The 23,947-nt window shown below is 71.2% G+C and carries 19 protein-coding genes and 3 pseudogenes; 11 read left to right on the plus strand and 11 right to left on the minus strand.

From position 1 onward, the window contains the following. Window positions 1–31: 31 nt before the first annotated feature. The 5 genes from phaZ to BTH_RS11890 all read left to right on the plus strand — a co-directional run bounded on the left by phaZ (window position 32) and on the right by BTH_RS11890 (window position 8,243). On the plus strand, window positions 32–1,303 hold the full coding sequence (phaZ, locus tag BTH_RS11870; RefSeq protein WP_009894372.1) for a polyhydroxyalkanoate depolymerase: 1,272 nt from the start codon (window positions 32–34) through the stop codon (window positions 1,301–1,303). 54 nt (window positions 1,304–1,357) lie between these two features. Beyond that, on the plus strand, window positions 1,358–3,205 hold the full coding sequence (locus tag BTH_RS11875) for a ribonucleotide reductase (protein ID WP_009908202.1): 1,848 nt from the start codon (window positions 1,358–1,360) through the stop codon (window positions 3,203–3,205). A gap of 70 nt (window positions 3,206–3,275) precedes the next feature. Beyond that, on the plus strand, window positions 3,276–5,084 hold the full coding sequence (locus BTH_RS11880) for a bifunctional aminoglycoside phosphotransferase/ATP-binding protein (RefSeq protein ID WP_025370019.1): 1,809 nt from the start codon (window positions 3,276–3,278) through the stop codon (window positions 5,082–5,084). Window positions 5,085–5,397: 313 nt separating this feature from the next. Further along, entirely contained in the window at window positions 5,398–6,429 is a 1,032-nt protein-coding gene (locus BTH_RS11885) for an Acg family FMN-binding oxidoreductase (RefSeq protein ID WP_009894379.1), read from the plus strand. Continuing rightward, window positions 6,426–8,243, plus strand: a complete 1,818-nt coding sequence (locus tag BTH_RS11890) for a SulP family inorganic anion transporter (protein ID WP_009894381.1) — start codon at window positions 6,426–6,428, stop codon at window positions 8,241–8,243. Before BTH_RS11885 ends, BTH_RS11890 begins: the two co-directional genes overlap by 4 nt. A gap of 31 nt (window positions 8,244–8,274) precedes the next feature. Here the strand turns inward: BTH_RS11890 and BTH_RS11895 are convergent, their stop codons facing one another. Continuing rightward, window positions 8,275–8,724, minus strand: a complete 450-nt coding sequence (locus BTH_RS11895) for a CBS domain-containing protein (protein ID WP_009894382.1) — start codon at window positions 8,722–8,724, stop codon at window positions 8,275–8,277. Between the two features lie 324 nt (window positions 8,725–9,048). On the opposite strand from BTH_RS11895, the gene BTH_RS11900 reads away from it, so the two are divergent. Continuing rightward, window positions 9,049–9,702 carry a nitroreductase family protein gene (locus tag BTH_RS11900; RefSeq protein ID WP_009894384.1) on the plus strand — a complete coding sequence of 218 codons (654 nt, stop codon included), beginning with the start codon at window positions 9,049–9,051 and terminating at the stop codon, window positions 9,700–9,702. 478 nt (window positions 9,703–10,180) lie between these two features. Here the strand turns inward: BTH_RS11900 and BTH_RS11915 are convergent, their stop codons facing one another. Beyond that, entirely contained in the window at window positions 10,181–10,615 is a 435-nt protein-coding gene (locus BTH_RS11915; RefSeq protein WP_009894387.1) for an Hsp20/alpha crystallin family protein, read from the minus strand. Between the two features lie 297 nt (window positions 10,616–10,912). Between BTH_RS11915 and BTH_RS33530 the strand changes: the two are divergent. From BTH_RS33530 to BTH_RS11935, 3 genes and pseudogenes are all read left to right on the plus strand, one after another. Beyond that, window positions 10,913–11,038: pseudogene (locus tag BTH_RS33530) on the plus strand (DMSO reductase); the annotation flags it as partial. A 777-nt stretch (window positions 11,039–11,815) separates the two neighbouring features. Beyond that, a complete protein-coding gene (locus BTH_RS11925; protein ID WP_009894392.1) occupies window positions 11,816–12,748 on the plus strand; it encodes a polysaccharide deacetylase family protein in 933 nt (310 codons plus the stop codon). A 313-nt stretch (window positions 12,749–13,061) separates the two neighbouring features. Continuing rightward, window positions 13,062–14,447: a putative glycoside hydrolase gene (locus tag BTH_RS11935; RefSeq protein WP_009894396.1), complete on the plus strand. Its 1,386-nt coding sequence runs from the start codon at window positions 13,062–13,064 to the stop codon at window positions 14,445–14,447. 21 nt (window positions 14,448–14,468) lie between these two features. Here the strand turns inward: BTH_RS11935 and BTH_RS11940 are convergent, their stop codons facing one another. The 7 genes and pseudogenes from BTH_RS11940 to BTH_RS11965 form a co-directional block, all read right to left on the minus strand. Further along, window positions 14,469–16,991: a penicillin-binding protein 1A gene (locus tag BTH_RS11940; RefSeq protein WP_025370024.1), complete on the minus strand. Its 2,523-nt coding sequence runs from the start codon at window positions 16,989–16,991 to the stop codon at window positions 14,469–14,471. A gap of 258 nt (window positions 16,992–17,249) precedes the next feature. Next, window positions 17,250–17,684: pseudogene (locus BTH_RS11945) on the minus strand (thioredoxin family protein); the annotation flags it as partial. A gap of 142 nt (window positions 17,685–17,826) precedes the next feature. Then, window positions 17,827–18,528, minus strand: coding sequence for an immunity 52 family protein (locus tag BTH_RS34465; protein ID WP_009894402.1), 702 nt, complete (start codon window positions 18,526–18,528; stop codon window positions 17,827–17,829). Window positions 18,529–18,530: 2 nt separating this feature from the next. Further along, a complete protein-coding gene (locus BTH_RS30750; RefSeq protein WP_223297149.1) occupies window positions 18,531–19,124 on the minus strand; it encodes a restriction endonuclease fold toxin 5 domain-containing protein in 594 nt (197 codons plus the stop codon). Next, window positions 19,009–19,482 (minus strand): hypothetical protein, encoded by a 474-nt coding sequence (locus BTH_RS11955; RefSeq protein ID WP_009894404.1) that lies wholly within the window; start codon window positions 19,480–19,482, stop codon window positions 19,009–19,011. The genes BTH_RS30750 and BTH_RS11955 overlap by 116 nt, the downstream gene beginning before the upstream one ends. Continuing rightward, entirely contained in the window at window positions 19,475–19,981 is a 507-nt protein-coding gene (locus tag BTH_RS11960; RefSeq protein ID WP_025404210.1) for a DUF4123 domain-containing protein, read from the minus strand. The genes BTH_RS11955 and BTH_RS11960 overlap by 8 nt, the downstream gene beginning before the upstream one ends. Then, window positions 19,981–20,406: a PAAR domain-containing protein gene (locus tag BTH_RS11965; RefSeq protein WP_009894408.1), complete on the minus strand. Its 426-nt coding sequence runs from the start codon at window positions 20,404–20,406 to the stop codon at window positions 19,981–19,983. The genes BTH_RS11960 and BTH_RS11965 overlap by 1 nt, the downstream gene beginning before the upstream one ends. 376 nt (window positions 20,407–20,782) lie before the next feature. On the opposite strand from BTH_RS11965, the gene BTH_RS11970 reads away from it, so the two are divergent. Then, entirely contained in the window at window positions 20,783–21,049 is a 267-nt protein-coding gene (locus tag BTH_RS11970; protein WP_009894409.1) for a hypothetical protein, read from the plus strand. A 33-nt stretch (window positions 21,050–21,082) separates the two neighbouring features. Here BTH_RS11970 and BTH_RS11975 read toward each other — a convergent pair whose 3' ends face one another. Continuing rightward, window positions 21,083–22,648: an amidase gene (locus BTH_RS11975; protein WP_009894415.1), complete on the minus strand. Its 1,566-nt coding sequence runs from the start codon at window positions 22,646–22,648 to the stop codon at window positions 21,083–21,085. A 487-nt stretch (window positions 22,649–23,135) separates the two neighbouring features. On the opposite strand from BTH_RS11975, the gene BTH_RS35130 reads away from it, so the two are divergent. After that, window positions 23,136–23,459 carry a hypothetical protein gene (locus BTH_RS35130; protein WP_009894416.1) on the plus strand — a complete coding sequence of 108 codons (324 nt, stop codon included), beginning with the start codon at window positions 23,136–23,138 and terminating at the stop codon, window positions 23,457–23,459. Between the two features lie 40 nt (window positions 23,460–23,499). Here the strand turns inward: BTH_RS35130 and BTH_RS11985 are convergent. Beyond that, window positions 23,500–23,784 (minus strand): annotated as a pseudogene (locus BTH_RS11985) (efflux RND transporter permease subunit); the annotation flags it as partial. Between the last annotated feature and the right edge of the window lie 163 nt (window positions 23,785–23,947).

Genomic DNA, 23,947 nt, shown 5'->3' on the forward strand with positions numbered 1-23,947 from the left:
TGTGTTCCCGTACCGCCAGCAAGGAGATCCGATGCTGTACGCGTGGCTCGAAGCGCAACGTGAGTTCTTCCGCGCATGCCAGCCGTGGACGGGCGCCGCGCAGCGCGCGAACGCGAGCGCGCGCTCGGCCGGCTGGCCGACATGGGGCCCGATGGCGCACGCGGCCGATGCGATCCCCAAGCCGCCGCCGTTCGCGATCGCGTCGGTCATGATCGACGGCGCGGCCGTCCCGGTCGACGAACGGGTCGTCGACGACACGCCGTTCTGCGCGCTGCGCAAGTTCTCCCGCCGGCTCGACGGCGGCGCGGCCGCGCGCCCAGCGGTCTTTCTGTGCACGCCGCTCGCCGGCCACCATGCGGTGATGCTGCGCGAGACCGTCGAGACGATGCTCGCGACGCGCGACGTCTACGTGACCGACTGGCGCAACGCGCGCGACGTCCCGCCCGACGCGGGCGCGTTCGGCCTCGACGACTACGTGTGCACGCTCGAACGCTTCATCGCCGGCGCGGCCGAAAGCGGGCTGCACGTGATGGCGGTCTGCCAGGCGACGGTGCCCGCGCTCGCGGCCGCCGCGCTGCTTGCGGCGCGCGGCGTCCACGTCGCGAGCGTCGCGCTGCTCGGCGGCCCGATCGACACGCGCTCGCACCCGACGCTCGTCGACCGCTTCGCGCTCGAACACGACCTCGACTGGTTCCGCTGCGCGGCGATCGACGTCGTGCCGCCGCCGTATGCGGGCGCGGGGCGGCGCGTCTATCCGGGCTTCATCCAGCACGCGGCGATCGTCGTCGCACATCCGCAGCGGCGCGTGTCGCTCGAGAGCCGCTACTGGGCCGCGTGGATGACGGGCGATCTCGCGTGCGCCGCGCGCTGCATGCGCGAGATGAACGAATACGGCGCGGTGCTCGACATGACCGAGCGCTATTTCCTCGACACGATTCGCGTGATCTTCCACGAGCGGCTGCTCGCGCAAGGCCGCTGGTCGATCGGCAGCCGCCGCGTCGCGCCGGAGCAACTCACGCGCACCGCGCTCTGCACGATCGAAGGCGGCCGCGACGACATTGCCGGCGCCGGCCAGACGCACGCGGCGCACGCACTATGCAACGCGGTGCCCGACGCCGGGCGCGAGCGCATCACCGAGCCGGACTGCGATCACTACGACCTCTTTCTCGGCCCGCGCTGGCGGCACTCGATCCATCCGGCGCTCGACGCGTTCTGGACGCGCGCGGAAGCGGCGCGGCGCGCGGCCGGCGAGCCGCCTCGCGCCGCGCCGAGCGCCGAGCCCGAGCACCGAATCGCGCATTGAGCCCCGCACAGCGCCGCGCGACGAACTACCGCGCGCGGCGCGCGCGCATGCCGCTTGCGGACGATCAACAAACGCACACGCGCCGCTCGCCACGCCGATTCGTTCGTCCGCATGATCGGCGTCATGGACGACCAACCGATCTGCGACACCGTATTCGCCGACCGCTACGCGCTGCCGGGCGAGCACTCGCGCGCCCAGGCGTGCGCGCGGGTCGCTCGCGCGCTCGCGCTCGCGGAGCCGGTGGCGACGCGCTCGGGCGCCGCGCGGCGCTTCTACCGCAACCTGCTGAACGGCGCGCTCGGCGCGAGCCGCGTGATGGCGCGCGCCGGCGCCGCGCCGGATCAGACGATGGCGAGCTGCTTCGTGCATCCGATCCGCGCGCCCGCCGCGCTCACGCGCTTTCATCCGAACCTCGACGAGGCGCTCGACGAAGCGCGCCTCGCGCTCGCGATGGGCGCCGACATCGGCTACGACTTCTCGGACATCCCGCCCGCGAGCGCGCGGCCCGACTCGGGCCAGCCGGCGTCGCCCGGCGTGTGCGCGGCGCTCGAGCGCTTCGAGCGCATCGGCGCGCAGGCGGGTGAGCGCGACGGCCGCCGCCGCGCGCAGCTCGCGGTGCTGCGCTGCGATCATCCGGATCTGCCCGCATTCGCCGCCGCGAAGTGCGGGCCCAAGCGCGGGCATGCGCGCTGGACGACGCTCGGGCTTGCGGTGGCCGTCACGGACGCGTTCATGCGGGCGGTCGAGCAGGATCTGCCGTGGGCGCTGCGGCATCCGGCGCCGCCGCGCGACGCGCCGAGCGGCGCGCTGCCCGCCGAGGACGGCGCATGGACGTATGCGAGCGTGCCCGCGCGCCATTTGTGGCGCGAGATCGTGTCGGCCGCGCGCGACGGCGCGGGGCCCGGCCTCGTGTTCGTCGACGCGATCGCGGCCGCCGATCCGCTGCGCGGCCACGAGCGCATCGGCGCGATGAGCCCGTGCGGCGCGCAGCCGCTGCCGCCGTACGGCAGCGCGATGCTGGGCGCGATCGATCTGTCGCGCTTCGTGCGCAATCCGTTCGGCGCCGGCGGCGAGCCGCGCTTCGATTTCGCCGCGTTCGACACGGCGGTGCGCGTCGAGGTGCGCCTGCTCGACAACGCGCTCGACGTCACGCGCTGGCCGCTCGCCGCGCACGCGCGCGAGTCGTATCAGAAGCGGCGGATCGGCGTCGGCGTGACGGGGCTCGCGGACATGCTCGCGATGATGCGGCTGCGCTACGATTCGCCGGCCGCGCGCGAGATGGCGCGCTACGTCGCGTCCGACCTGCGCAACCACGCGTATGCGGCGTCGGCCGAACTCGCCGCCGAGCGCGGCGCGTATCCGCTGTGCGACCGCCAAGCGCATCTCGACGCGCTGCGCGCGGGGCCGCCCCTGCCGCACGCGGTCTGCCACGCCGTCGAGCGCGACGGGCTGCGCAACAGCCATCTGACGTCGTTCGCGCCCGTCGCCGGCGTGAGCCTCGCGTTCGGCGACAACTGCTCGCCCGGCATCGAGCCGGCGCGCGCGTGGATCGAGCACCGGACGGTGCGCGCGGGCGCGGGCACTTCCGGCGCGCCGGGGATGCGCGCGGAGAATCATGCGCACCGGCTGTTCCGGTCGCTGCGCGGCGAGCGCGCCGCGCTGCCGGACTACTTCGCGACCGACGCGGACGTCTCGCCGAGCGAGCGCCTCGCGATGCGCGCGGCGCTGCAGCCGTATGTCGACGCGGGAATCGAGAACACGCTGACCTTGGCGAGCCATTACTCGCTCGAGGAGGTCAACGCGTTGCTGTTTGCCGCGTGGCGCGCGAAGCTGAAGAGCGTCGCGATACGGCGCACGGATCTTGCGCGCGACGCGCGATCGGGCGACGGCGGCGGCGCGTAGCGGCCCGGAGAAGCGGCGGCGCGCGGGCGCTTGACCCATGTCAAGCCGGCGCGCGGCGCAATCGGGTCGAATGACGACGGGCGCGATGGCCGCGCGGCGGTTTCGACGCCACGGCAGCCGCGTGGCAGGCCGCGCCCCATCCCGCGCGACCACGATCCACGGAGGTGACGAGATGCGCCGCTCGCGTTCGCCGAAGCCCGCGAAATACGCCTACGCCGACGTGCCGCGCCGCCCGCGCGGCTTCGCGCGCACGACCGCCATGCGCGGCGACGGCCTGCGGCGGCGTGCCGTGCGCGAACGCGCGGCGCGCCGCCTGTCGCGCGAACTCGACGCGACGCTGCGCCGCGCGTCCACCTACCCGCATCCGGCCGGCCGCATCGTGCGCATCGAGACGCACATCTCCGTCGTCTATCTCGTCGGGCGTTTCGCCTACAAGCGCCTGAAGCCATTCGACTTCGGGTTCGCGAACTTCGGCGGTCTCGCCGCGCGCCGCCGAGCGTGCGAAGCGGAGCTCGCGCTGAACCGCCCGCTCGCCGCGCCGATCTATCTCGCGACGGGCCCCGTCGTGCGCCGCGCGCACGGCTTACGCCTGTTCGGCGCGGGCGCGGCCGTCGATCACGTCGTCCGGATGCGCCGCTTCGACGAACGGATGCTGTTCTCACGGTTGCTCGCGCGCGGCGCGCTCGGCGCGGCGGACATCGACGCCGCCGCGGCACGCCTTGCCGCCTACCATCTGCATGCGCCGCGCGACGTCCCGCGGCGCGCGTACGGCAGCGCACGCGAGTTGCGCAAGCAGATCGACGACGTGCTCGCGCCGCTCGAGCGCGCGCTCGGCCCGGCGCTGCCGCCTGCGCTGCGCGCGTGGTGCGCGCGGCGATGCGACGAACTCGCCGCGCATCTCGACGCACGGCGGGCCGACGGCTACGTCCGCGCGTGCCACGGCGACCTGCATCTGGACAACGTCGTGAAGCACGGCCGCGACGCGCTGATGTTCGACTGCATCGATTTCGACGACGCGCTGCGCTGGATCGACGTCATCAACGATCTGTCGTTCCTGCTGATGGATCTGCACGCGCACGATCGCGCCGATCTCGCGCACCGGCTGCTGAACCGCTGGCTCGACGAGACGGGCGATTTCGCCGGTCTCGCCGCATTGCCGCTGTATGTCGCGTATCGCGCGCTCGTGCGGGCGCTGGTCGCGACGATGCGCGCGGGAGACGATGCGGCCGCGCGCGCCGAGCGCGCACGCAGGTACGTCGACGCCGCCGCGCACGCGGCCCGCGCGCGCCGCCCGTGCCTGCTGCTGTGCCACGGCTATTCGGGCTCGGGCAAATCGGTGGCGAGCCGCGCGCTCGCCGACGTATCCGGCGCGATCCGGCTGTCGAGCGACAGCGAGCGCAAGCGCGCGCGGCCGTTCGCGGCGGTCGACGCGCGGCCGCTTGCCGCGAGCGCGTACACGGCGCAGCAGATCGACGCGCAATACGAGCGCCTGCGCGCGCTCGCGCGCGACGTGCTGCGCGCCGGCTACACGGCGCTCGTCGATGCGACGTTTCTGTCGCATGCGCGCCGTGCGCGTTTCGCCGCGCTCGCGCGCGAGACCGGCGTGCCCATGTTCATTCTCGATTTCCATGCGAGCCGCGCGTGCCTCGAGCGGCGCGTCGACGCGCGCGCCGCCGCGCGGAACGACCGTTCGGACGCGGGCGCGGCCGTGCTCGCGACGCAACTCGCGACCGCCGATCCGCTCGACGCCGGCGAACGCGCATGCACGATCGGCTTCGATACCGACGTGCCGCTCGCGACGATCCGGTCGGCCGGATATTGGCGGCCGGCGCTCGACGCGCTCGATGCCGCCGATGCGAACGCGCCCGCAACGTGCTGACGCCGCTGCGCGCCGCCCGGCCCTCGCGCAGCGGCCCGCGGTGCATCGCAACAGCGACTGCGGCGACGGCCCGGCCATACGCGCGGCGCATCGCTTGCGCGAACGCATCGCGCCGCCACGCCGAAGAACGCTCCGCCCCCAAAACCGAATGCCGGCTCGACTCACCGCCCCTGCGCCGTTGATCTGGGTCAAGCCCCGCCCGACGGCCGCTCCATAGACTGAATTCGACGCTGCGCAGCCCGCATCGCCCACGCATTCCGGCGCGTCGTCCCCGTCCGCACGCGGCCGCGCCTCCCGACAGGAGACCCGCAACATGGAAACATCCACGCTCCAGACGACGCCGCACGAAGCCATTCCGCCGTTCGATCCGTCGGCGAGCGTCGAGGACAAGCTGCGCCTCGCGATCCATTACGCGATCCTCGCGCCGTCGAGCCACAACACGCAGCCGTGGCGCTTCATTCTCGGCGACGGGTCGGTGATGCTGTGCGCGGACCGGCTGCGCGCGCTGTCCGTCGTCGATCCGTACGATCGCGAGCTGCTCATCAGTTGCGGCGCGGCGCTCTTGAACCTGCGCGTCGCGCTGAGCCGCTTCGGGTTCGCATACGTGATCGACATGTTCCCGTCGACGTCCGACCCCGACGTGATCGCGCTGGTGCGGCTCGACCCGCACGGCTACCACGACGAGCGCCTCGCGCCGCTGTTCGATGCGATCGTCGAGCGCGTGACCACCCGCACGCCGTATGCGAACGAAGCCGTGCCGTGCGAAGTGCAGCGCGCGCTCGTCGACGCCGGCGCGGCCGAGGGCGCGGAGATCGCATGCGTCGACGCGCCCGATGCGCTCGACGAGATCGCCGAGCTGATCGCCGACGCCGACCGCCTGCAGTTCGCCGATCCGCGCTTTCGCCGCGAACTCGCGAACTGGGTGCATCCGCGCCGCCGTGACGACGGAATGCCCGCGTTCGCGGCCGGCGTGCCCGCGCTGCTCGACTTCGCGACGCCCCTCGTCGCATCGGCGATCCGCACGTTCGATCTCGGCGGCGGCCTGGCGGCGATGCATCACAAGCTCGTCGACGGCTCGCCGCTCGTCGTCGGCATCTCGACCGCGAGCGACGACCGCGACGCATGGGTCGCGGCCGGCCAGGCGCTCGAGCGCGTGCTGCTCGTCGCGACGGCCGCCGGGCTCACCGCGTCGTATCTGAATCAGCCGATCGAGATCGACGCGCTGCGCGAAAGGCTGCGCCCGCTGCTGCACGTCGACGCGCACCCGCAACTGCTGCTGCGCGTCGGACGCGGCCCGATCGTCGCGCACGCGCCGCGGCGTCCGCTGATGGACGTCGTGTCTTGATCGAACGGGGGCGCGCCGCGCGCGGGCGCAACGCCGCGCGGCGCGGCGGCGGCGGCGAAGCGTGGCGCCGCTGGCTGCCGGGCGTCGCGACGCTGCGCGCGTACCCGCGCGCATGGCTCGCGCGGGACCTGTACGCGGGCGTCGCGCTGACCGCGGTGCTCGTGCCCGTCGGCATGAGCTACGCACAGGCGGCCGGCCTGCCCGTCATCGCCGGCCTGAATGCGACGATCGCCGCGCTGCTCGGCTACGCGATCTTCGGGCCGAGCCGGATTCTGGTGCTCGGCCCCGATTCGGCGCTCACCGCGCTGATCGCCGGCGCGATCGCGCCGCTCGCGCACGGCGAGCCCGCGCACGCGGTCGCGCTCGCGGCCGCGCTCGCGCTGATGTCCGGCGGCTTCTGCGTGCTCGCCGGCCTGCTGAAGCTCGGCTTCGTCACCGATCTGCTGTCCAAGCCGATTCAGTACGGCTATCTGAACGGGCTCGCGCTGACGCTGATCGCGAGCCAGCTCCCCGGCCTGCTCGGCGCGACGCCGCCCGGCGGCGCGTTCGTCGACGAAGTCGCCGGCATCGCCGCAACCATCGCGCATGGCCGGATCGACTTCGCGTCGCTCGCGCTCGGCGGCGGCTGCCTCGCCGGCATCGTGCTGCTGCGGCGCGTCGCGCCCGCGTGGCCCGGCATGCTGATCGCGGTCGCCGGCGCGTCGATTGTCGCCGCGTGGCTCGGCGCGGCGCCGGACGCGGCCGGAGCGAACGCGCACGTCGCGAACGCGCACGTCGCGAACGCGCACATCGCGCTGGTCGGCTCGCTCGCCGGAACGCTGCCGCCGTTCGGCCTGCCGCCGATCTCGCTCGCCGACGCGAGCCGGCTCGTTGCCGGCGCGCTCGCGATCGCGCTGGTGTCGGTCGCCGACATCAGCGTGCTGTCTCGCGTGTTCGCGCAAAACGACGGCAGCGAAACCGATCGCAATCAGGAACTGATCGCGCTCGGCGCGGCGAACCTGCTCGCCGGCGCACTGCGCGGCTGCGCGGTCACCAGCAGTTCGTCGCGCACGCCGGTCGCGCTCGCGGCCGGCGCGCGCACGCAGTTGACGAGCGTCGTCGCCGCCGCCTGCATCGCGCTGCTGCTCGTCGCGCCGACGCTGCTCGCCCGCGTGCCGCTCGCGGCGCTCGCGGCCGTCGTCGTCTATTCGGCGCACGCGCTCGTCGACGTGCGCGCGATCGTCCGGCTCTATCGCGTGCGCCGCGGCGAATGCGCGGTGTCGGTGCTGTGCTTCGCGGGCGTCGTGCTGCTCGGCGTCGTGCCGGGCATCCTGCTCGCGGTCGGGCTGTCGCTGCTGTCGTTCGTCTGGCGCGCGTGGCATCCGTATGACGCCGTGCTCGGCCGCGTCGAGGGGATGCACGGCTATCACGACGTGTCGCGCCATCCGGAAGCGCGCCGAACGCCGGGCCTCGTCGCGTTCCGCTGGGACGCGCCGCTGTTCCATGCGAACGCGACGATCTTTCGCGATCACGTCCGCGACGCGATCGCCGGCGCCGAAGCGCCGGTGCGCTGCGTCGTGATCGCCGCCGAGCCGATCACCGATGTCGACGTCACCGCCGCCGACATGCTCGCGACGCTGCGCGACGAACTCGCCGAACGGCGAATCGCGCTGGTTTTCGCGGAGATGAAGGGGCCGGTCAAGGACCGGCTGCGCACATACGGCCTCTTCGACAAGATCGGCGCCGACCACTTTTTCCCGACGGTGACGGACGCGATCGCGCACTTCGCGCAGGCGCGCAAGGACGCGGCGGCGGTGCGGCGGGCGCGGCGTTAGCGACGTCCCGCCCTCGCCGCGACGCCCCCCGTCAATCCCGCGCCTTCTCCTCGAAATGAACCTGGCGCCGCGAAATCGACGCGATCTCGTCGAACAGCGCCGCCGCGCTCGCCAACAGGTCGTCGACGGACACCATCCCGACGAGCGCGCCGACGCCGTTCACGACCGGCATCCGGCGCGCGCCCGTCAGCCGCATCCGTTGCGCGATCGCCCACAGGCTGTCGTGCTCGTGGACGACGGCGACCGGCGCGGACATGATTTCGCCGACGAACAGCGCGGCGGGATCGACTTCCTTCGCGATCAGCGACAGCACGATGTCGCGATCGGTCAGCATGCCGACCGGCTCGTGCGCCTGCCCCACGTCGTCGACGACGATCAGGTCGCCCACATGGCGGTCGCGCATCAGGTGCGCGGCGTCGAACACGGTGTCGGTGCGGCGGCACACGACGACGTCGCGGGTACAGATCTCGGCAGCATTCACGATCGGCCTCCGTTCGTAGGCTGGACGGGCGCGCGCCGGCTATGCGGCGCACGGCGCGCGCGACGGGAACAACGAGCGCGGCAAGGCGGATCGAAGCGGACCGAAAGCCGGACGGCGACCCAAGCCAAGGCGCGCGAGCAGGCACCCAGCGTCGCACGCGCATTCCCCGGCCGTTCTGATGTACGTCAACGCAGCCGGCTCGCGCGCGCCGGCGCGCGACGCTTGATCGGGATCAGACCGGCGCGCCGCGCGCTCGCTATCGTGGACGAACGCATGCGCTCGCGCGCGGGTGCGGCGCGCCATTCCACTGCCCAGGAGACGGACATGAGCGACCCCGAACTGCTGACCTATCAACCGATCGCCGTGGCATTGCCCGCGCCCGCCGAAGAGGAGGCGCCGGCGATCATCGATCTGCCGCAACCCGATCTCGGCGCGGGCCTGCCGCTGATGGCCGCGCTGTCGCTGCGGGCGAGCACGCGCGAGTTCTCGTCTGCCGCGCTCGCGCCGACGACGCTCGGCGAGCTGCTGTGGGCCGCCGACGGCGTCAACCGCCCGGCGACGGGCGGCCGCACCGCGCCGTCCGCGCATGCGTTCAACGAGATCGACATCTATGTCGCGCTGCCGGACGGCGTCTATCGCTACGACGCAGCGCCGCACCGGCTGCTGTTGAAGCGCTCGATCGATGCGCGCAACCTCACCGGCTACCAGGATTTCGTCGGCTCGGCGCCGCTCGATCTCGTCTACGTCGTGCGGACGTCGCGGCTGCTGTCGATGCCCAAGCCGCTGCGCGAGACGTTCTCGGCGGTGGCCGCGGGCGCGATCGCGCAGAACGTCGCGCTGTATTGCGCGTCGACGGGGCTCGGCTGCGTGGTGCGCGGCTGGATCAACCATCGGCTGCTCGCCGACGCGCTCAGCCTGAACGAGGACGAATTGCCGATTCTCGCGCAGACGGTCGGCAAGCCCGTCGCGCATGCGTGACGGTGCGGGCATTCCGAGGAGATCGAGCGAGAACGGATCGGCGCGCGGGCGATGAACGCCCGGAATAGCGATGCGCCGGACGCCGGGCGTGCGCATCGTGCTCGGCGGCACGGCGATTCACGCGCGGTGCTTCGTGCGGCGTGCTTCGTGCTTCGTGCTTCGTCCGGCGTCCGGCGCGCAATGTAAGCATGCGGGATTGCGCGACCGTCCGCAGCGAGCATGCGAATGCGTCGTCGCGCAAACATGGGACGGCGAACGTTTCGGATGACATAGCGTCGCGCCGTACGTGGCGTCATGCATGACGCCACGGCAAGCGGCAAGCGGCGCGCGCAAGACCGCAAGCGCGTGCCGGCGTTCGATCGCGCTCGAGCGCCGCCCCGGTCGATCGGCTCGGACAAAAGCATGACAGGCGCGCGACCGAACGCACGCCTGCCCGCTTCGCCGCGCGCCGCCTCGCGCGGCGGCGCACACGCGAATTTCAGCTGATCGTCAGCTTCTTCTTTTCCGACGTCGCCTTCTTCGGCAGCGTCAGCGACAGCACGCCGTCCTGATACTGCGCGCTCGCCGCGTCGCGGTCGAGATCGGTCGCGAGCGAGAACGTCCGCGCGAACTCGCCCGAATAGCGCTCGCGCCGGATCACACGCTCGCCTTCCTTCAGTTCCTTGTTCCGCTCGACCTTCGCGGCGATCGACACGGTGTTGCCGTCGATCTGCACGTTGATGTCGTTCTTGTCGACGCCCGGCAACTCGGCCTTGACGACGTAGGCCTGGTCGTTCTCGGTCACGTCGATCTTCATCGAAGCGAGCTTCTCTTCTTCGACGTCGGCGATGCCGCGCAGCGGGCGGAACAAGCCCTGGAACAGATCGGACACTGGCTCCAGCGAAAACGGGTCGTAACGCGTCAAATTGCTCATTGCTCTCTCCTGGAATTCGCGGCCGCGCACGATGCACGGCCAACGCCACGGACGGCATCCGGCGCGCGGCCGGAAGCCCGTCGATCGATGATGCCGGTCCGGCTCGACACCGGCAGCTTTCAGCGTAGCGACGCGAACCGGCCGGGCATTGACGTGAGTCAATCGGCGGCGACGCGTCCGAGACGGCGCGCAGTTCGAGCCGGCATCGTGGGACATCGTGGGGCGTCGCGTTCTCCGTGCTCGAAAAGCGGCTCGCGCGGCCGTGCAAAACGCAACGGGCATCCGCGCGCAGCAAGTCGTGCATCGTTCGCGCTCGCGTGCGGCGCGTTCGCGATCCAGTATGCGGGGCTCGTCGCCGAGCGCTGGTGCTTCTTCGCCGAAGCGCGGCAGCCGCAGAACGTCCATGACCAAAGCGCCGCGTGAGCGGCGGCGCTTGCCGCGCGTGAGGGAGCCGACGGAGGCCGGCATCGCGGACGGCGCGATCGCGCGGCGCGTTTGTCGGGCATGACGCCCGGGCACGCGCCGCCCGCCGTCGCGCACTTGCGCGCGCTTGCCCTCCGATGCGCCGATGGCGCATGCGGCGCTCCGCTTTCCGTACACGCTCCGCGCCGTTGGCGTTCCCCATCCTTCCAGCCGACACCGGGCCATTTTTTCCTCGCCGCCGGCTGTGCGGCGCACGCCCGGCGACTTCGCTGCGTCGCGGCAGGCGTTCTTGACTACGATCAACCGCTGCCCGTCAAACCGTAGCAGCATGATCGACGCGAGGCTGATCCGGTGCGAGCCGCTCCGCGCCCGTGCAAGGCGGCCGATGCGGCCGCTGTCGCGCCGGCGCTCGGCTCCGCAAAGGTGAAGCTTTACGGGAGATGACGTGAGCTTTTGCAGGAGCCGATGACGGCCGGCTTTGCGCAGTCTGCAAGCTTCGGTGGCGGGCACCGTCGGCGGCGCGCGAAACGGGACGCGAATCGGCGCGCGAATCGGCACGCGAAACGGCTTCGCCGCGTTGTCGCTCGCCGACGGAAACCGCGCGCCGCGCATTCGTGCCTGGCGCGCGAGCGTGACGAGCGTGACGTATGGGGCGCGTGCGGTGCCGGGGTACGCGGGGCGCATGAGCGCCGCGCCGGGCACGGAAACACCGCGTGCCGCCCGCGCTTTCGCGACCGGTCCGCCTGAACACGTTTCGAATAACCGAAGGAATGGCCCGTGCGATTCTCAGGCTCCTGGCTCATCCGATTCCGGCTTGCGGCGGCGGCCTGGTGGCTCGCATGGGCGAGCGTCGCGCCGCCCGCACTCGCCGACGCAAACGCCGCCGCCGACGCGTCGGGCCCCGCGATCCTCGTCTATCACCGCTTCTCGACATCCGCGCCGCCCGATTCGATGACCGTGCGCGTCAGCACGTTCGACGCGCAGCTCGCGTTCCTGCGCGCGCATGGCTACACGATCGTGCCGCTGCGCGACGTCGTCGCGTGGGTGGCGTCGCCGTCCGCGCCGCTGCCGGAAAAGGCGGTCGCGATCACCGTCGACGACGGCCACCGCTCGGTGTACGAACTGCTGCGCCCGCTCGTGCTGCGCGAGCGATTGCCCGTCACGCTGTTCATCTATCCGTCCGCGATCTCGAACGCGCCGTATGCGATGACGTGGGACGAACTGCGAGCGTTGCGCGATACCGGCCGCTTCGACATCGAATCGCACACGTGGTGGCATCCGAACTTCCGCACGGAGCGGCGACGCCTCGCGCCCGACGCGTTCCGCCGCTTCGCCGCAACCCAGTTCGCGCACGCGCGCGCGCTGCTCGAACGTGAAGTCGGCGGCCCGGTCGATCTGCTCGCGTGGCCGTTCGGCATCTATGACGACGAGCTGACGTCGCTCGCCGTGCAGGCCGGCTATGTCGCGGGCTTCACGCTCGACGCGCGCAAGGTCCGCCGCGGCGACGCGCCGCTCGCGCTGCCGCGCTTTCTGATCGTCGACGGCTGCACGCCGGCCGTGCTCGCGCGAATGCTCGACGAGCGCGGCGATTCGCGTTCCGATGCGCGTGCCGATCCGCGTGCCGATTCGAGTGCCGATCCGCGCGCCGATTCGAGTGCCGATCCGCGCGCCGATTCGAGTGCCGATCCGCGCGCGGGGGAATCACGATGAGCGCGCTCGGCGGCCGTTTGCCAACGCGCGCGCGCCGTGTGCCGTCCGCGCGCCGACGCGAGCCGCGACGCACGCGAAAGATCGGCCGCGACCGCGGCCGCCCGCCCGCCGCCGGCCGGCGCGCTTGGATGTGCATTCGCCACGGTCGCCGTCGCGTTGCTCACCGACGCGATCGCCGCCGCGCATGCGAAGCGCGGGGCACAGATGCGATCGACCGCTCGCTGCACGCCGGCGGCGGCACGGCCGCGCACTCGACGACTGCCGCAGCGACGCCCGCGAACGCGCGCGCGGCCACGCCCACGGAGAAATATCGATGACGAACCCGTTCGTGCAGTGGTTGAGAGCGAGCGCGCCCGCGTGCGCGCTCGCAATCGCCTGCGTCGCGCAGACCGGCGCCGCGTTCGCCGCTCGCGCAACGGCCAATGTCGCGGCCAATGTCGCGGCCGCCGTCACCGCGCCCCCCTCGGTGGCGCTGCCCGACGCGCCGGCCGGCGCCACGTCGTCCGGCACGTCCGCCGCGATCCGCGGCACGGTCGTCGACGCGCAGACCGGCAAGCCGATCGCCGCCGCGATCGTGACGATAGACGGTCATCCGATCCGCGCGGACGACCAGGGCGCATTCTCGGCCGACACTGCGGCAACCGACATCGCCGCCCGCGCGCCCGGCTATCTGGCGGCGCGCGCACCCATCGAAGCGGGCCGGCCCGTCACCGTCGCGCTCGCGCCGTTCCGGCCGAAAGCCGTCTATCTGTCCGCGTTCGGAATCACAAGCAAGACGCTGCGCGACGCCGCCGTCAACCTCAAGGACACAACCGCGATCAACGCGCTCGTCATCGACATGAAGGGCGACCGCGGCGTCACGCCGTATCCGAGCGCGGCGCGGCGCGCGTCGGGCGCGGCCGCGCAGGCGCCGAACGCGCCCGTCGTGCGCGACTTCGCGGCGCTCGTCGCCGATCTGCACCGGCGCGGGCTGTATCTGATCGCGCGGATCGTCGTGTTCAAGGACGATCCGCTCGCCGCCGCGCATCCGGACTGGACAGTGCGCGACGCAGGCGGCGACATCTGGCACGACCGCGAAGAGCTGCGCTGGATCGATCCGTCGCTGCGCGAAGCGTGGACGCACAATCTCGACGTCGCCGAGGAAGCGGCGAAGCTCGGCTTCGACGAAATCCAGTTCGACTACGTGCGCTTTCCGGACGCGCGCGGGCTGCGCTTCAGCGTGCCGAACACGCGCGCGAACCGCACCGCGGCGATCTCCGGCTTCCTGCAGGCGGCGCGCGAGCGGCTTGCGCCGTACAACGTGTTCATCGCCGCCGACATCTTCGGCTACGTCTGCTGGAACGAGGACGACACCGCGATCGGCCAGCAGATCGAGATGCTCGGCGGCCCGCTCGACTACATCTCGCCGATGCTCTATCCGTCCGGCTTCACGTGGGGGTTGCCGGGCTGCACGCAGCCGACCGCCGATCCGGGGCAGATCGTGCGCCGCTCGCTCGCCGAGGCGCGCTCGCGCACGAAGCTGCCGGGCGTGCGCTTCAGGCCGTGGCTGCAGGCGTTCCGCGACTACGCATTCGATCACCGCGATTTCGCGGCGGCGGAGATCCGCGCGCAGGTGGACGCCGCCGAGGCCGCCGACACGGACGGATGGATGCTGTGGAACGCGCGCAATCGCTACGATCCGCAGCAGTTGCCGAAGTAGGCGCGCGGCGGCGCGCCGCCGCTAGTTGCCGCCGCCCGCGCCGGGCGCGCCGGGCGCATCGGGTGTCGGCGTCGGGGACATCGGCGCGTTGTCGTTCGGCAAGCCGTTGTCCGGCTGCGCGGCGGGCGGCGGCGAAGGCGGCAACAGCGGCGGCATCGCCGGCGCGGACGCACCGCCCGGCGCAAACGGCGCGCCGCTTGCCGCCGATGCGGCGAGGGCGGCGGATGCCGCCGCTTCGGACGCGGCGCGCGCCGCCGCGGCCGCCGCCTCCGACGCCGCCTCGACCTCCGAGGCCGGCATCACCTCCTCGACCGGCGCGCGCGGGGCCTTCGGCGGCGGCGCGGCCTTCTGCGGCTCAGGCTTCTCGAACAGATAGCGATACCAGTCATTGAGCTTGCCGCGCAACGTATCGAACGCGCTCGGCGGCGCTTCGGTCGCGAAGCGCGCGCGCGTATCGACGAGCCGCGCGCGTATCGCCCGCTGATAGAAATCGCCGACGATCGGCAGCGCGCTCCTCGCGCCCTGCCCCCAGTCGCTGCCGAGCGTCACGCGGCCGTCGTCGAAGCCGACCCACGCGCCCGCGACGAGCTCGGGCTGCATCAGGATGAACCAGCCGTCGGTGTCGCCCTGCGTCGTGCCCGTCTTGCCGGCGACGTCCGCGCGAATGCCGTAGCGCGAGCGGATCGCCGCGCCGGTGCCGCGCTCGACGACGCCGCGCATCACGTCGATCAGCGTGCGCGCGGCCGGCGCGGCGAGCGCGCGCTCGGGCGACGCGCTCGCGAACTCGGCGAGCACGTCGCCGTTATGGTCCTCGATGCGCGTGACCATCCGCGGCTCGACGTATTCGCCGACGTTCGCGATCGTCGCGTACGCGGACACCATCTCCTTGAGCGTCACGGGGCTCGTGCCGAGCGCGAGCGACGGCACCGCGTCGAGCTCGCTGTCGCGCACGCCCATCGCGCGCGCGAGCCGCGCGACCTTCTGCGGGCCGACCTTCATCATCAGTTGCGCGGTGATCCGGTTGCGCGAATACGCGATCGCGTCGCGCAGCGTCATCGGCTTGCCCGTGGGCGGCACGTCGTCGTCGGGCCGCCAGATCTCGCCGCCCTTGAGCGCAATCTCCACAGGCTGATCGACGAACGTATCGTCGGGCGTCGCGCCCGCCGCGAACGCCGCGCCGTAGACGAACGGCTTGAACGTCGAGCCCGGCTGGCGGCGCGCCTGCTGCACGTGATCGAACGGCTCGGTCGTGAAATCGCGGCTGCCGACCCACGCCTTGATCTGCCCGTTGCGCGGATCGATCGCGAGAAAGCCCGCCTGCACATCGGCCTTCGCCTTGCACAGCGCGCGCGTGAAGGCGCGATCGGCGAGCAGGCGCTTGAGCGCCGCATCCTCGGCCGCGCCGCCGTCGAGCGCCGCGCGGAACTCCGGCGTCTCGCGCACGAACGCGCGGAACACCGGATTGCCCGGCGCGCAGCCGCTGCCCGCGTTCCACATCCCGTTCGCGATGCCCTGCAACTGATTCGTCTGACGCGCGAGCGCCTGCGTCGCGTACGTCTGCAGCCGCGAATCGATCGTCGTGCGCACGACGAGGCCGTCCGAGTAAATGTTGTAGTCGTTGCGATCGGCCCACGCGATCAGCCACTTGCGCAGTTGCTGCGCGAAATGCGGCGCGGGGCCGGGCGGCTCCTTCTGCCGCTCGAAGTCGATGCGCAGCGGCTTCTTCTGCAGCAGCGCATACGCGGCCGGCGACAGCTTGCCGTACTTCACCATCTGCGCGAGCACCGTGTTGCGGCGCGCGAGCGCGCGCTCGGGGTTCAGCACCGGGTTGTAGTAGCTGTTGCCCTTGAGCATGCCGACGAGCGTCGCCGCGTCGAGCGCGTCGAGCTGATCGGCCGATTTGTCGAAGTACGTGCGCGCCGCCATCTCGACGCCGTACGCGTTGTACAGGAACGGCACCGTGTTCAGATACGTCTCGAGGATCTGCGCCTTGCTGTAGACCGCCTCGATCTTCAGCGCGGTGATCGCTTCCTTCAGCTTGCGCGTGAGCGTCGGCGCGCGGCCGATCTCGTCCGGATACAGGTTGCGCGCGAGCTGCTGCGTGATCGTCGAGCCGCCCTGCCTGTCGCCCGAGAACGTGCGCAGCGCGGCGCCCGCGGTGCGCCGCCAGTCGAGGCCGTGGTGCTCGTAGAAGCGATGATCCTCGGTCGAGATCAGCGCGTCGACCATCTTCGGCGAGATGTCGGCGAGCGGCACCCATTCGCGGTTCGACGGCTTGAACTCGGCAAGCAGCTTGCCGTCGGCGGACAGGATCTGCGCGGGCGCGTCGACGCGCGCCTTGCGGATGTCGCCGATGCTCGGCGTGAACGGAATCAGCGCGAGCACGTAGAGCACGCCCAGCGCGGGGACGGCGGCGACGGCGAGCAGCGCGCCGCGCCGCGTCGGATGGCGCAGGCGGCGAAGGACGGCGGCGGCGTGCGGCTTCGCGGCGGCGAGCCAGGCCGCGCAACGGTCGAGGATTGACGACACGATTCTGCGATTCACGCGGTGACGCGAGTGGGTAGGAAAGCGTGAATCGTACCAAACGCGGGAGGGTGGGCGGCCCAGGACGAGCGGAGGCGGCCGGTGGCGAGGCGACGAGGCCGGTGCGCCTCGGACGGCCGGCGCGGCGGCGCGCCGCCGAATCGGGGAATCGGGGAATCGGGGAATCGGCGGGCCGGCCGATCGGTCGGCGGGCGGGCCGGCGGGGCGGGGCGGCGGCGGGCCGGCGGCATGATCGCCGTCGCGCCGTCGCGCCCGGCATCAGGCCTTCGCCGTCCGGATCAAGCCCTCGCAGGTTCCGACCTGCGGATCGCCTGCCGGCAGCTTCCCGCACAGGCCCTCGAACTGCCTGACGACCGCCTGCGCCGCCGCATCGCGCGCGCCGCCCCGCCGCCAGTGCGCGAGCTGCGTGACGACGCGCGCGAGCGCCCGCCGGTTCGCGCCGTAGAACGCGTTGCGCGTCTGGCTCGCCTGCGTCAGCACGTCGTTCGCGATCCGGCGAATCCGCTCGGCGTCGTCCGGCGCGAGATCAACCGCGTTCGCGAAGTACGCCGCGCCCCAGCGCAGCCGCGTCGCCGGGCCGCTCGCCGCTTCGTACGCCTTCCTGTACCAGTCGAGCGCCGCCGCCCGATCGCCGCGCGCCTTCGCGTTCGCGGCGAGCCCCGACATCAAGTAGTACGGCGTCGGCCCACTAATTCTGCGATGGATATGATGCGCGAATGCGCGGCGCGGGCGGGTGCCCGGAGGGGACGCTGTGCGGCGGGGCCTTGGCCACCGGATTGATCGCGGGCCGGATTGCGCCGGCTATTCGCCGGCGCCGCGGCTTGCATCGCGTGATTCAGATATCGACGTAGGCGGGGAGCAGGTCTTGATCGACGAGCCGGACCTCGATGCGGTTCGCTATCGCGACGTGCTCGGGATTGTCGACCGAGAACGGGGCGTCCGTCACGCTGACGATGATCGTGCCGGTCTGTTTGCCTTTGGCGGGTACGGGAATCAGCGCTCGGGCCTCCGGAACCTGCTGCTGCGTAATGACCTTCGGCAAGTAGAGCATCCAGCCGACGCCGGGCTTGTCGTCGAACACCTGTTTGTCGAAGTAGCCATACGGCTGAACGGTCAGATATGACGGCGACGTGAGTTGAATCAGAGTCGAGGCGATCGCGAGCGCCGGATCCATCGCGAACAACTGATCGTTGACGAAGTCGGCCTCGATCTCTTTCGCATTGTCCTTCGGCGTAATCACGCAGCTCAGGGATGCGGATTCCTCTTCCTCGTCACCGCCATCCCACAGCGAGATGGATGCGTAGTCGTTACTGCCTCGCTCGGTGCGCACCACCGCGAGTGCCGCCGTCGTCGGCTTCCAGTGTTCGAATGCGCTGTAAAGCAATGCATCCTCTTTTGTCTCGCCGGTCAGATACCAACGATCGAGCTTTGGAGCGTGTTCGTGGATTACCTCGGCGAGCCTCCCCAGATCGTCAAAGTACTCAGCGACGTTGGACGCATCGCGCGATTTATCGATGAAGCGTGAGAAGAATTTCATGTTTAACCTGTCACGACGTAGGCAATGCCGTTGCGGGCGAGACGCTCGCGGAAATACGATGCCGTCAGTGGTGTTTGAAAGTAATACCTGAGCTTCGTTGGAGGGTTGGCTCGTACGACATTGGCGCGAGCCTCGATCTGTAGATCGATTTTGCGGAAACCCGAAAACCACTTCATCGGCCGCCGTGTTTTGCGGCTGAAGAACTGATCGAAGTTGCCCTTCGCCTCTTGGAGCAGACATTCACTCGCTTGGAACCCATCATAGTCCAAGCCGAGCCAACTCCATTCTTCGCTCCATCCTTCTTCGACGCTATACGGGCGGCCGGTAACTCGCCCCTGATATTCTCGAGGCTCGCGGTTCATGCGGTAATGCCTCCGCACGGGGATGCCGGTCTGCTCTGGCGGACATTGCTTGCACTTCTCGCCGGTGCGCGGCAGTGCGCGCACATCCGGCGTCGCCTTGCTGTCCTCCTTCGGCGTGTCACCCGACAGGCTCGCCGTTCCCGCCACCGTCGCCCCGCCCAACAAGGCGACGCCAACGCGCGCCAAGATCGGACCAAGCTCCACCGCCGCCGCTTCTATCACCGGAAACACCAATCCCGCCATGTTCCAGCCCTCCGTCCGGATGTTCGATGCGCCATTGGATGACGCGTAGATAATCGTGGAAACGCGCGTCGGCCGAGCGGCCGGGGCGCGTGAGCCATGCCTTTGTCGCGGGCTTCTCGTAGAAGCCCGGCGCGAATGCCTCAAGCCGCAGGAACGCGACGACGTTCTCGTCCCGCTCGATGCCGAATGCGCGCGCGGCGCGATATGCTGCCCAGAGCCGCGACGACAAGCCGCCGTCGTCGGCAAACGCGGGATTCTCCTTCACGAGATCTTGCCGAACGCGTTCGACGAAGCCGCGCTCGTCGATCTGCGCCAGTCCGGCGACCTGTTCTGCGCTCAGTTCAAGCATGCGGATGCACTCCGGTCAGCCGCCCGTCGATCTCGACGAGCCAGTCGTACGTCGCGACGAAGAAATGCGTGCGCTGCGCGTTGCTCATCACGCGCGCGATGTCGGGCAGGATGCGCGCGTCGTAGAAGCGGAACAGCGCCGTGCGGCCGTCCGGGAGCCGCACGTCGAGGCGCTCGCGCAATTCGGCGGCCAGCCGCTCGAACGGATACGCGCTGACGAGCCACGACAGGCCGACCGGCCCGGCCGCCAGCTCGGCGAGCACGCGCCGGATCGGCCCCGGCGCGAGCGCGTAATCGATCAGCCACGGGCCGTGATCGGCGAGCGACGCGTCGGGCGTGCCGTCGAAAAGCGCGATCGAGTAGTTCGCGCGGCGCAGCGGCGGGGCGTCCGACGCTTCGGCGAAGAGCAGCGCGTCGACCACCGCGAAGAGCCGCGCGGGCAACGTGATCTGCTCGCGGCGCATCTCGAAATGCGCTTCGATATTCGGCGGCGTCATCATCATCCGCGCGCGACCATCGTCGCGGCGTTCTTGGCCGCCGCCTTCAGGCATTCGAGGCAGAGCGTGGGGGAAGGGGCAACCGCGGCCGCCGCTGCGGCCGCCGATCCGCCGGGCGAGCCGCCGTCCCCGCGCTCTCCCGCGCCGACGTCGTCGATCGTTCCGGTTCCCTGCGATGCGATCAGCTCCGCGCCGCAGGCCGTGCGCATGCCCTCGACGGCGGTGTCGCGGTCGGCAATGGTATGCGGGTAGCGGCGGCCGAGCAGATCGGGAAGGATCGGGAAAATGCCTTTGCAGCGCGGGCAAAGTACCTTGTGGCCGACGCCGGCCACATTGCGCCCGTTGAGCGTGAAGGTCGGCGAGCCTTCGAGCACCTTGCCGCCATGCGTTGTCGTGTCGCCGACGCAGATGATCGCGCGCTTGACCACTGGGCCCTCTCATGGAAATTTGCGTGCAAATTTACCATCGAGCAAGCGCGGCTTGCCACCCTGGGTTGTGTTGTCGCCACGCCTATCAGGGCTGACAGTTGTATCACGTCGTATGGTGACACATTCAAGCCGAACGACAAACCAAACGACAAGTCTCGACATACCGCGCTCAATGTCGCGAAGCCGATCGGCATCAATGTGCAAGGACCGCCATCGCCGGCGCGATTCGGCTTCCGCCACACTCGTGAAACGGCGATGCCGACTCAAGCGCGAACCGCTGTCTTGCCGGCCCGAGTCGCAAAAAGGAAGGCGGCGATCCGGTCGCGCATCGCACCGGACGCTCAAGCCGGCCGATCGCCCCGCTTCGCCCCCCGGCATGTTCGCCGTCTCGCCGCGCGATGCGACAGGCTCGCCGACGCCTGCCCCGCGCCTGCATCGTCCGGCGCGGCGCGCGAACGCCGCGACCATCGATGACGGACATCGGCGATCTCGACGCGTTCCTCCGAAAAAAACGCGCCGTGCGCCGTTCGTGCCGCCACGACCGCTACGCGTCCCGCCGCTGCATGAGCGCACGATGATGCGGCGACGCATCGCCGACACGCGTCGCGCGACGAAAACGCGCGACACGGCCGGCGCGCAGTGAACGCGATCGCCTCGCGCGTCGTCCTGCAGAACGTTACCCGTCGGCCGCCGGCACGTTCGATCGCTCGACGAACCGCGGCTCGCGCCGCCACTGCGTCGCCTGCTCGAACGCGTAGCCGAGCGCGAGCAGCCGTGCCTCGCTCCACGGCGCGCCGACGAACGACACGCCAACCGGCAAGCCGCGCACAAGGCCGGCCGGCACGGTCAGATGCGGGAAGCCGGCGACCGCGGCGGGCGTCGAGAAGCCTTCGCCGCCGCAGTCGCCATTGATCAGATCGATCAGCCACGCGGTGCCCTCGGTCGGCGCGACGAGCGCGTCGAGCCGCTGCTCGCGCAGCACGTGCGCGAGGCCCTCGTCGCGAGCGCGGCGGCCGCAGCGCGCAAGCGCTTCACGATAGGCGGCGGCGTCGAGCCCGCCCGCCTCCTGCGCGCGCAGCAGCAACTCCTGCCCGAAATACGGCATCTCCCGCACGCGCTGCGCATCGTTGAACGCGATCACGTCCGCGAGCGTGCGCACGCGCGCGTGCGGCGCGAACGCACGCAGCCACTGCGGCAAGCCGTGCTTGAATTCGTGCAGCAGCACGGTTTTCTCGTCGCCCTCGTAGTCGGGCTTCGGCAGATCGACCGGGTCGATCACGATCGCGCCGAGCCGCTGCATCTGGGCGATCGCGCGCTCGATCTGCGCGTCGACCTCGTCATGCCCGGTGAAGTATGCACGCGCGATGCCGATGCGCGCGCCGCGCAGCGCGTTCGCGTCGAGCGCGGCGACGTAGTCCGCGGGCGCGGGCGCGCTCGCCGCCGCGGGATCGTTCGCGTCGCCGCCCGCGAGCGCGCCGAGCAGCCGCGCCGCGTCGAGAACCGTGCGCGCGATCGGCCCCGCCGTGTCCTGCGTGTGCGACAGCGGCACGATCCCGTCGCGGCTCACGCGCCCGACCGTCGGCTTCAGGCCGACGCAACCGTTGAGCGCGGCGGGCGACACGATCGAACCGTCGGTCTCGGTGCCGACCGCCATCGCGACGAGCCCCGCCGCCACCGCAACCGCCGAGCCGGAACTCGACCCGCTCGTCGTCCGGTCGAGCGCGTACGGGTTGCGCGACAGCCCGCCGCGCGCGCTCCAGCCGCTCGTCGAGCGCGTCGAGCGGAAGTTCGCCCATTCGCTCAAGTTGGTCTTCGCGACGATCACCGCGCCCGCGCGCCGCAGCTGCGCGACGAGATGCGCATCGCGCGTCGCGCGCACGCCGTCGAGCGCGAGCGAGCCGGCCGTCGTCGACATCCGGTCGCCCGTCGCGATGTTGTCCTTCAGCGCGACGGTCACGCCGTGCAGCGGGCCGCGCGCGGCGCCCGCCGCCTGCTCGGCGTCGAGCGCCTGCGCGATCACTTCGGCATCCGGATTCAATTCGATGATCGCGTTCAGGCGCGGGCCGTCGCGATCGATCCGCGCGATGCGATCGAGCGCCTCGCGCACCGCCTGCGATGCGCGCGCCGATGCGCCGCCGCGGCCGTCGTGCGCCGTCGGCCCAGCCGATGCGGGCGCGCTCGCGAGCATGGCCTGCGTCGAGCTCAGCGCGCCGAGCGTGTGAAGAAATCGACGTCGTTTCATTCTTGTACGTCCTGTAGTCGTGAAGCGGCCGCGCGGCCGGAAGCCCGCGACGCGCACGTCGCGCGCCGCCGAACGCACGCGCCGGTGAAGTGTAGGCGAACGATCGATGCGCGCGCAACGACCGTTCGCCGGGCAAGGCGATCTCCAGCCGTGCCGCCGCGCGCTCGCATTGAACTTCCATGACGAATCGCGATCCCTTTATCGCGTGTCGTCGCGTGTCGTCGCGTGTCGTCGCGTGTCGTCGCGTGTCGTCGCGTGTCGTCGCGTGTCGTCGCGTGTCGTCGCGTGTCGTCGCGTGTCGTCGCGTGTCGTCGCGTGTCGTCGCGTGTCGTCGCGTGTCGTCGCGTGTCGTCGCGTGTCGTCGCGTGTCGTCGCGTGTCGTCGCGTGTGCGCGAACCCTGTTCGACGGTCGGCTATCACGGCGACAACGAGCGCATTCGCGCGCCACGCGCCCGACCCTCGAAGCCATTGTTTTTTGAAGGACTCAATGAAGAAGATTCTCGCCGTCACCGCTTTTCTCGCCGCCGCCGGCTGGCTCGCCGCCACGACGGCCGTTTGGTCCGCGCCGACCGCGCAGCCATGCACCGACGCATGGTTCGACACGATCGACAAGCAGTTCAACGTCACCGACGACGAAGGGCACGGCCCCGATCCCGGCAGCGCCGAATGGCTGGGCGCCGTCGAGCGCAAGGCGAAGCTGCCCGAGAACGCCCCGCTCGCCGAGCAGCAGCGCTGCGAGGCGATCCAGCGCGAGCTTTCGCACCGCACGTACATCGTCAATCGGCATCTCGGCCTGAGATTCGCGCTCTGACGCCCACACGCCGGCGCGCGCGCCCGCGCCGCCGGCGCAAGCGCGCAAGCGCATCGCCGATACGCGCGTGCCGATCGAGCGGCACCACGGTCGGCACCGACAGCGGAATCGTCCAGCTCTCGTACAGCGCGGCGCGCGCCATGAACGCCGCGAGCGCCGACCGCCCGATCAGCAGCGGCGTCTGCCGCGCGGCGACGGTCTCCTCGCGCGCCGCGTCGCCCCAGCCGTAGCCGATGCCCGTCGGCAGGCTCGCGGCAAGCCGCTCCATGTCGGCCATCGCCGCGCCCAGGCTGTCGCCGTTCGCCGGGCGGCCGACGACGTCGAGCTTCACAGCTAGAATGCGCTTGGCGATACGCGCGGCGCGCCCAACGACAACCACAAGCCGCACGCCGACATGAGCCAAGCCAACAATCCCGGCGATGGATACCTGATGAGACTCGCGCGCGACATCATTGCAGGCGGTGCGCCGCCAACCGGACAGACAATCT

It is taken from the genome of Burkholderia thailandensis E264 (assembly GCF_000012365.1).
GTDB classification, from domain to species: Bacteria; Pseudomonadota; Gammaproteobacteria; order Burkholderiales; family Burkholderiaceae; genus Burkholderia; species Burkholderia thailandensis.

Excerpts from the sequence above, each read along its gene's own strand:
- phaZ (WP_009894372.1), top strand. The coding sequence starts at position 32 with ATGCTGTACGCGTGGCTCGAAGCGCAACGTGAGTTCTTCCGCGCATGC.
- BTH_RS11880 (WP_025370019.1), top strand. The coding sequence starts at position 3,276 with ATGACGACGGGCGCGATGGCCGCGCGGCGGTTTCGACGCCACGGCAGC.
- BTH_RS11885 (WP_009894379.1), top strand. The coding sequence starts at position 5,398 with ATGGAAACATCCACGCTCCAGACGACGCCGCACGAAGCCATTCCGCCG.
- BTH_RS11900 (WP_009894384.1), top strand. The coding sequence starts at position 9,049 with ATGAGCGACCCCGAACTGCTGACCTATCAACCGATCGCCGTGGCATTG.
- BTH_RS11915 (WP_009894387.1), bottom strand. The coding sequence starts at position 10,615 with ATGAGCAATTTGACGCGTTACGACCCGTTTTCGCTGGAGCCAGTGTCC.
- BTH_RS11935 (WP_009894396.1), top strand. The coding sequence starts at position 13,062 with ATGACGAACCCGTTCGTGCAGTGGTTGAGAGCGAGCGCGCCCGCGTGC.
- BTH_RS34465 (WP_009894402.1), bottom strand. The coding sequence starts at position 18,528 with ATGAAATTCTTCTCACGCTTCATCGATAAATCGCGCGATGCGTCCAAC.
- BTH_RS11955 (WP_009894404.1), bottom strand. The coding sequence starts at position 19,482 with ATGCTTGAACTGAGCGCAGAACAGGTCGCCGGACTGGCGCAGATCGAC.
- BTH_RS11960 (WP_025404210.1), bottom strand. The coding sequence starts at position 19,981 with ATGATGACGCCGCCGAATATCGAAGCGCATTTCGAGATGCGCCGCGAG.
- BTH_RS11970 (WP_009894409.1), top strand. The coding sequence starts at position 20,783 with ATGTTCGCCGTCTCGCCGCGCGATGCGACAGGCTCGCCGACGCCTGCC.
- BTH_RS11975 (WP_009894415.1), bottom strand. The coding sequence starts at position 22,648 with ATGAAACGACGTCGATTTCTTCACACGCTCGGCGCGCTGAGCTCGACG.
- BTH_RS35130 (WP_009894416.1), top strand. The coding sequence starts at position 23,136 with ATGAAGAAGATTCTCGCCGTCACCGCTTTTCTCGCCGCCGCCGGCTGG.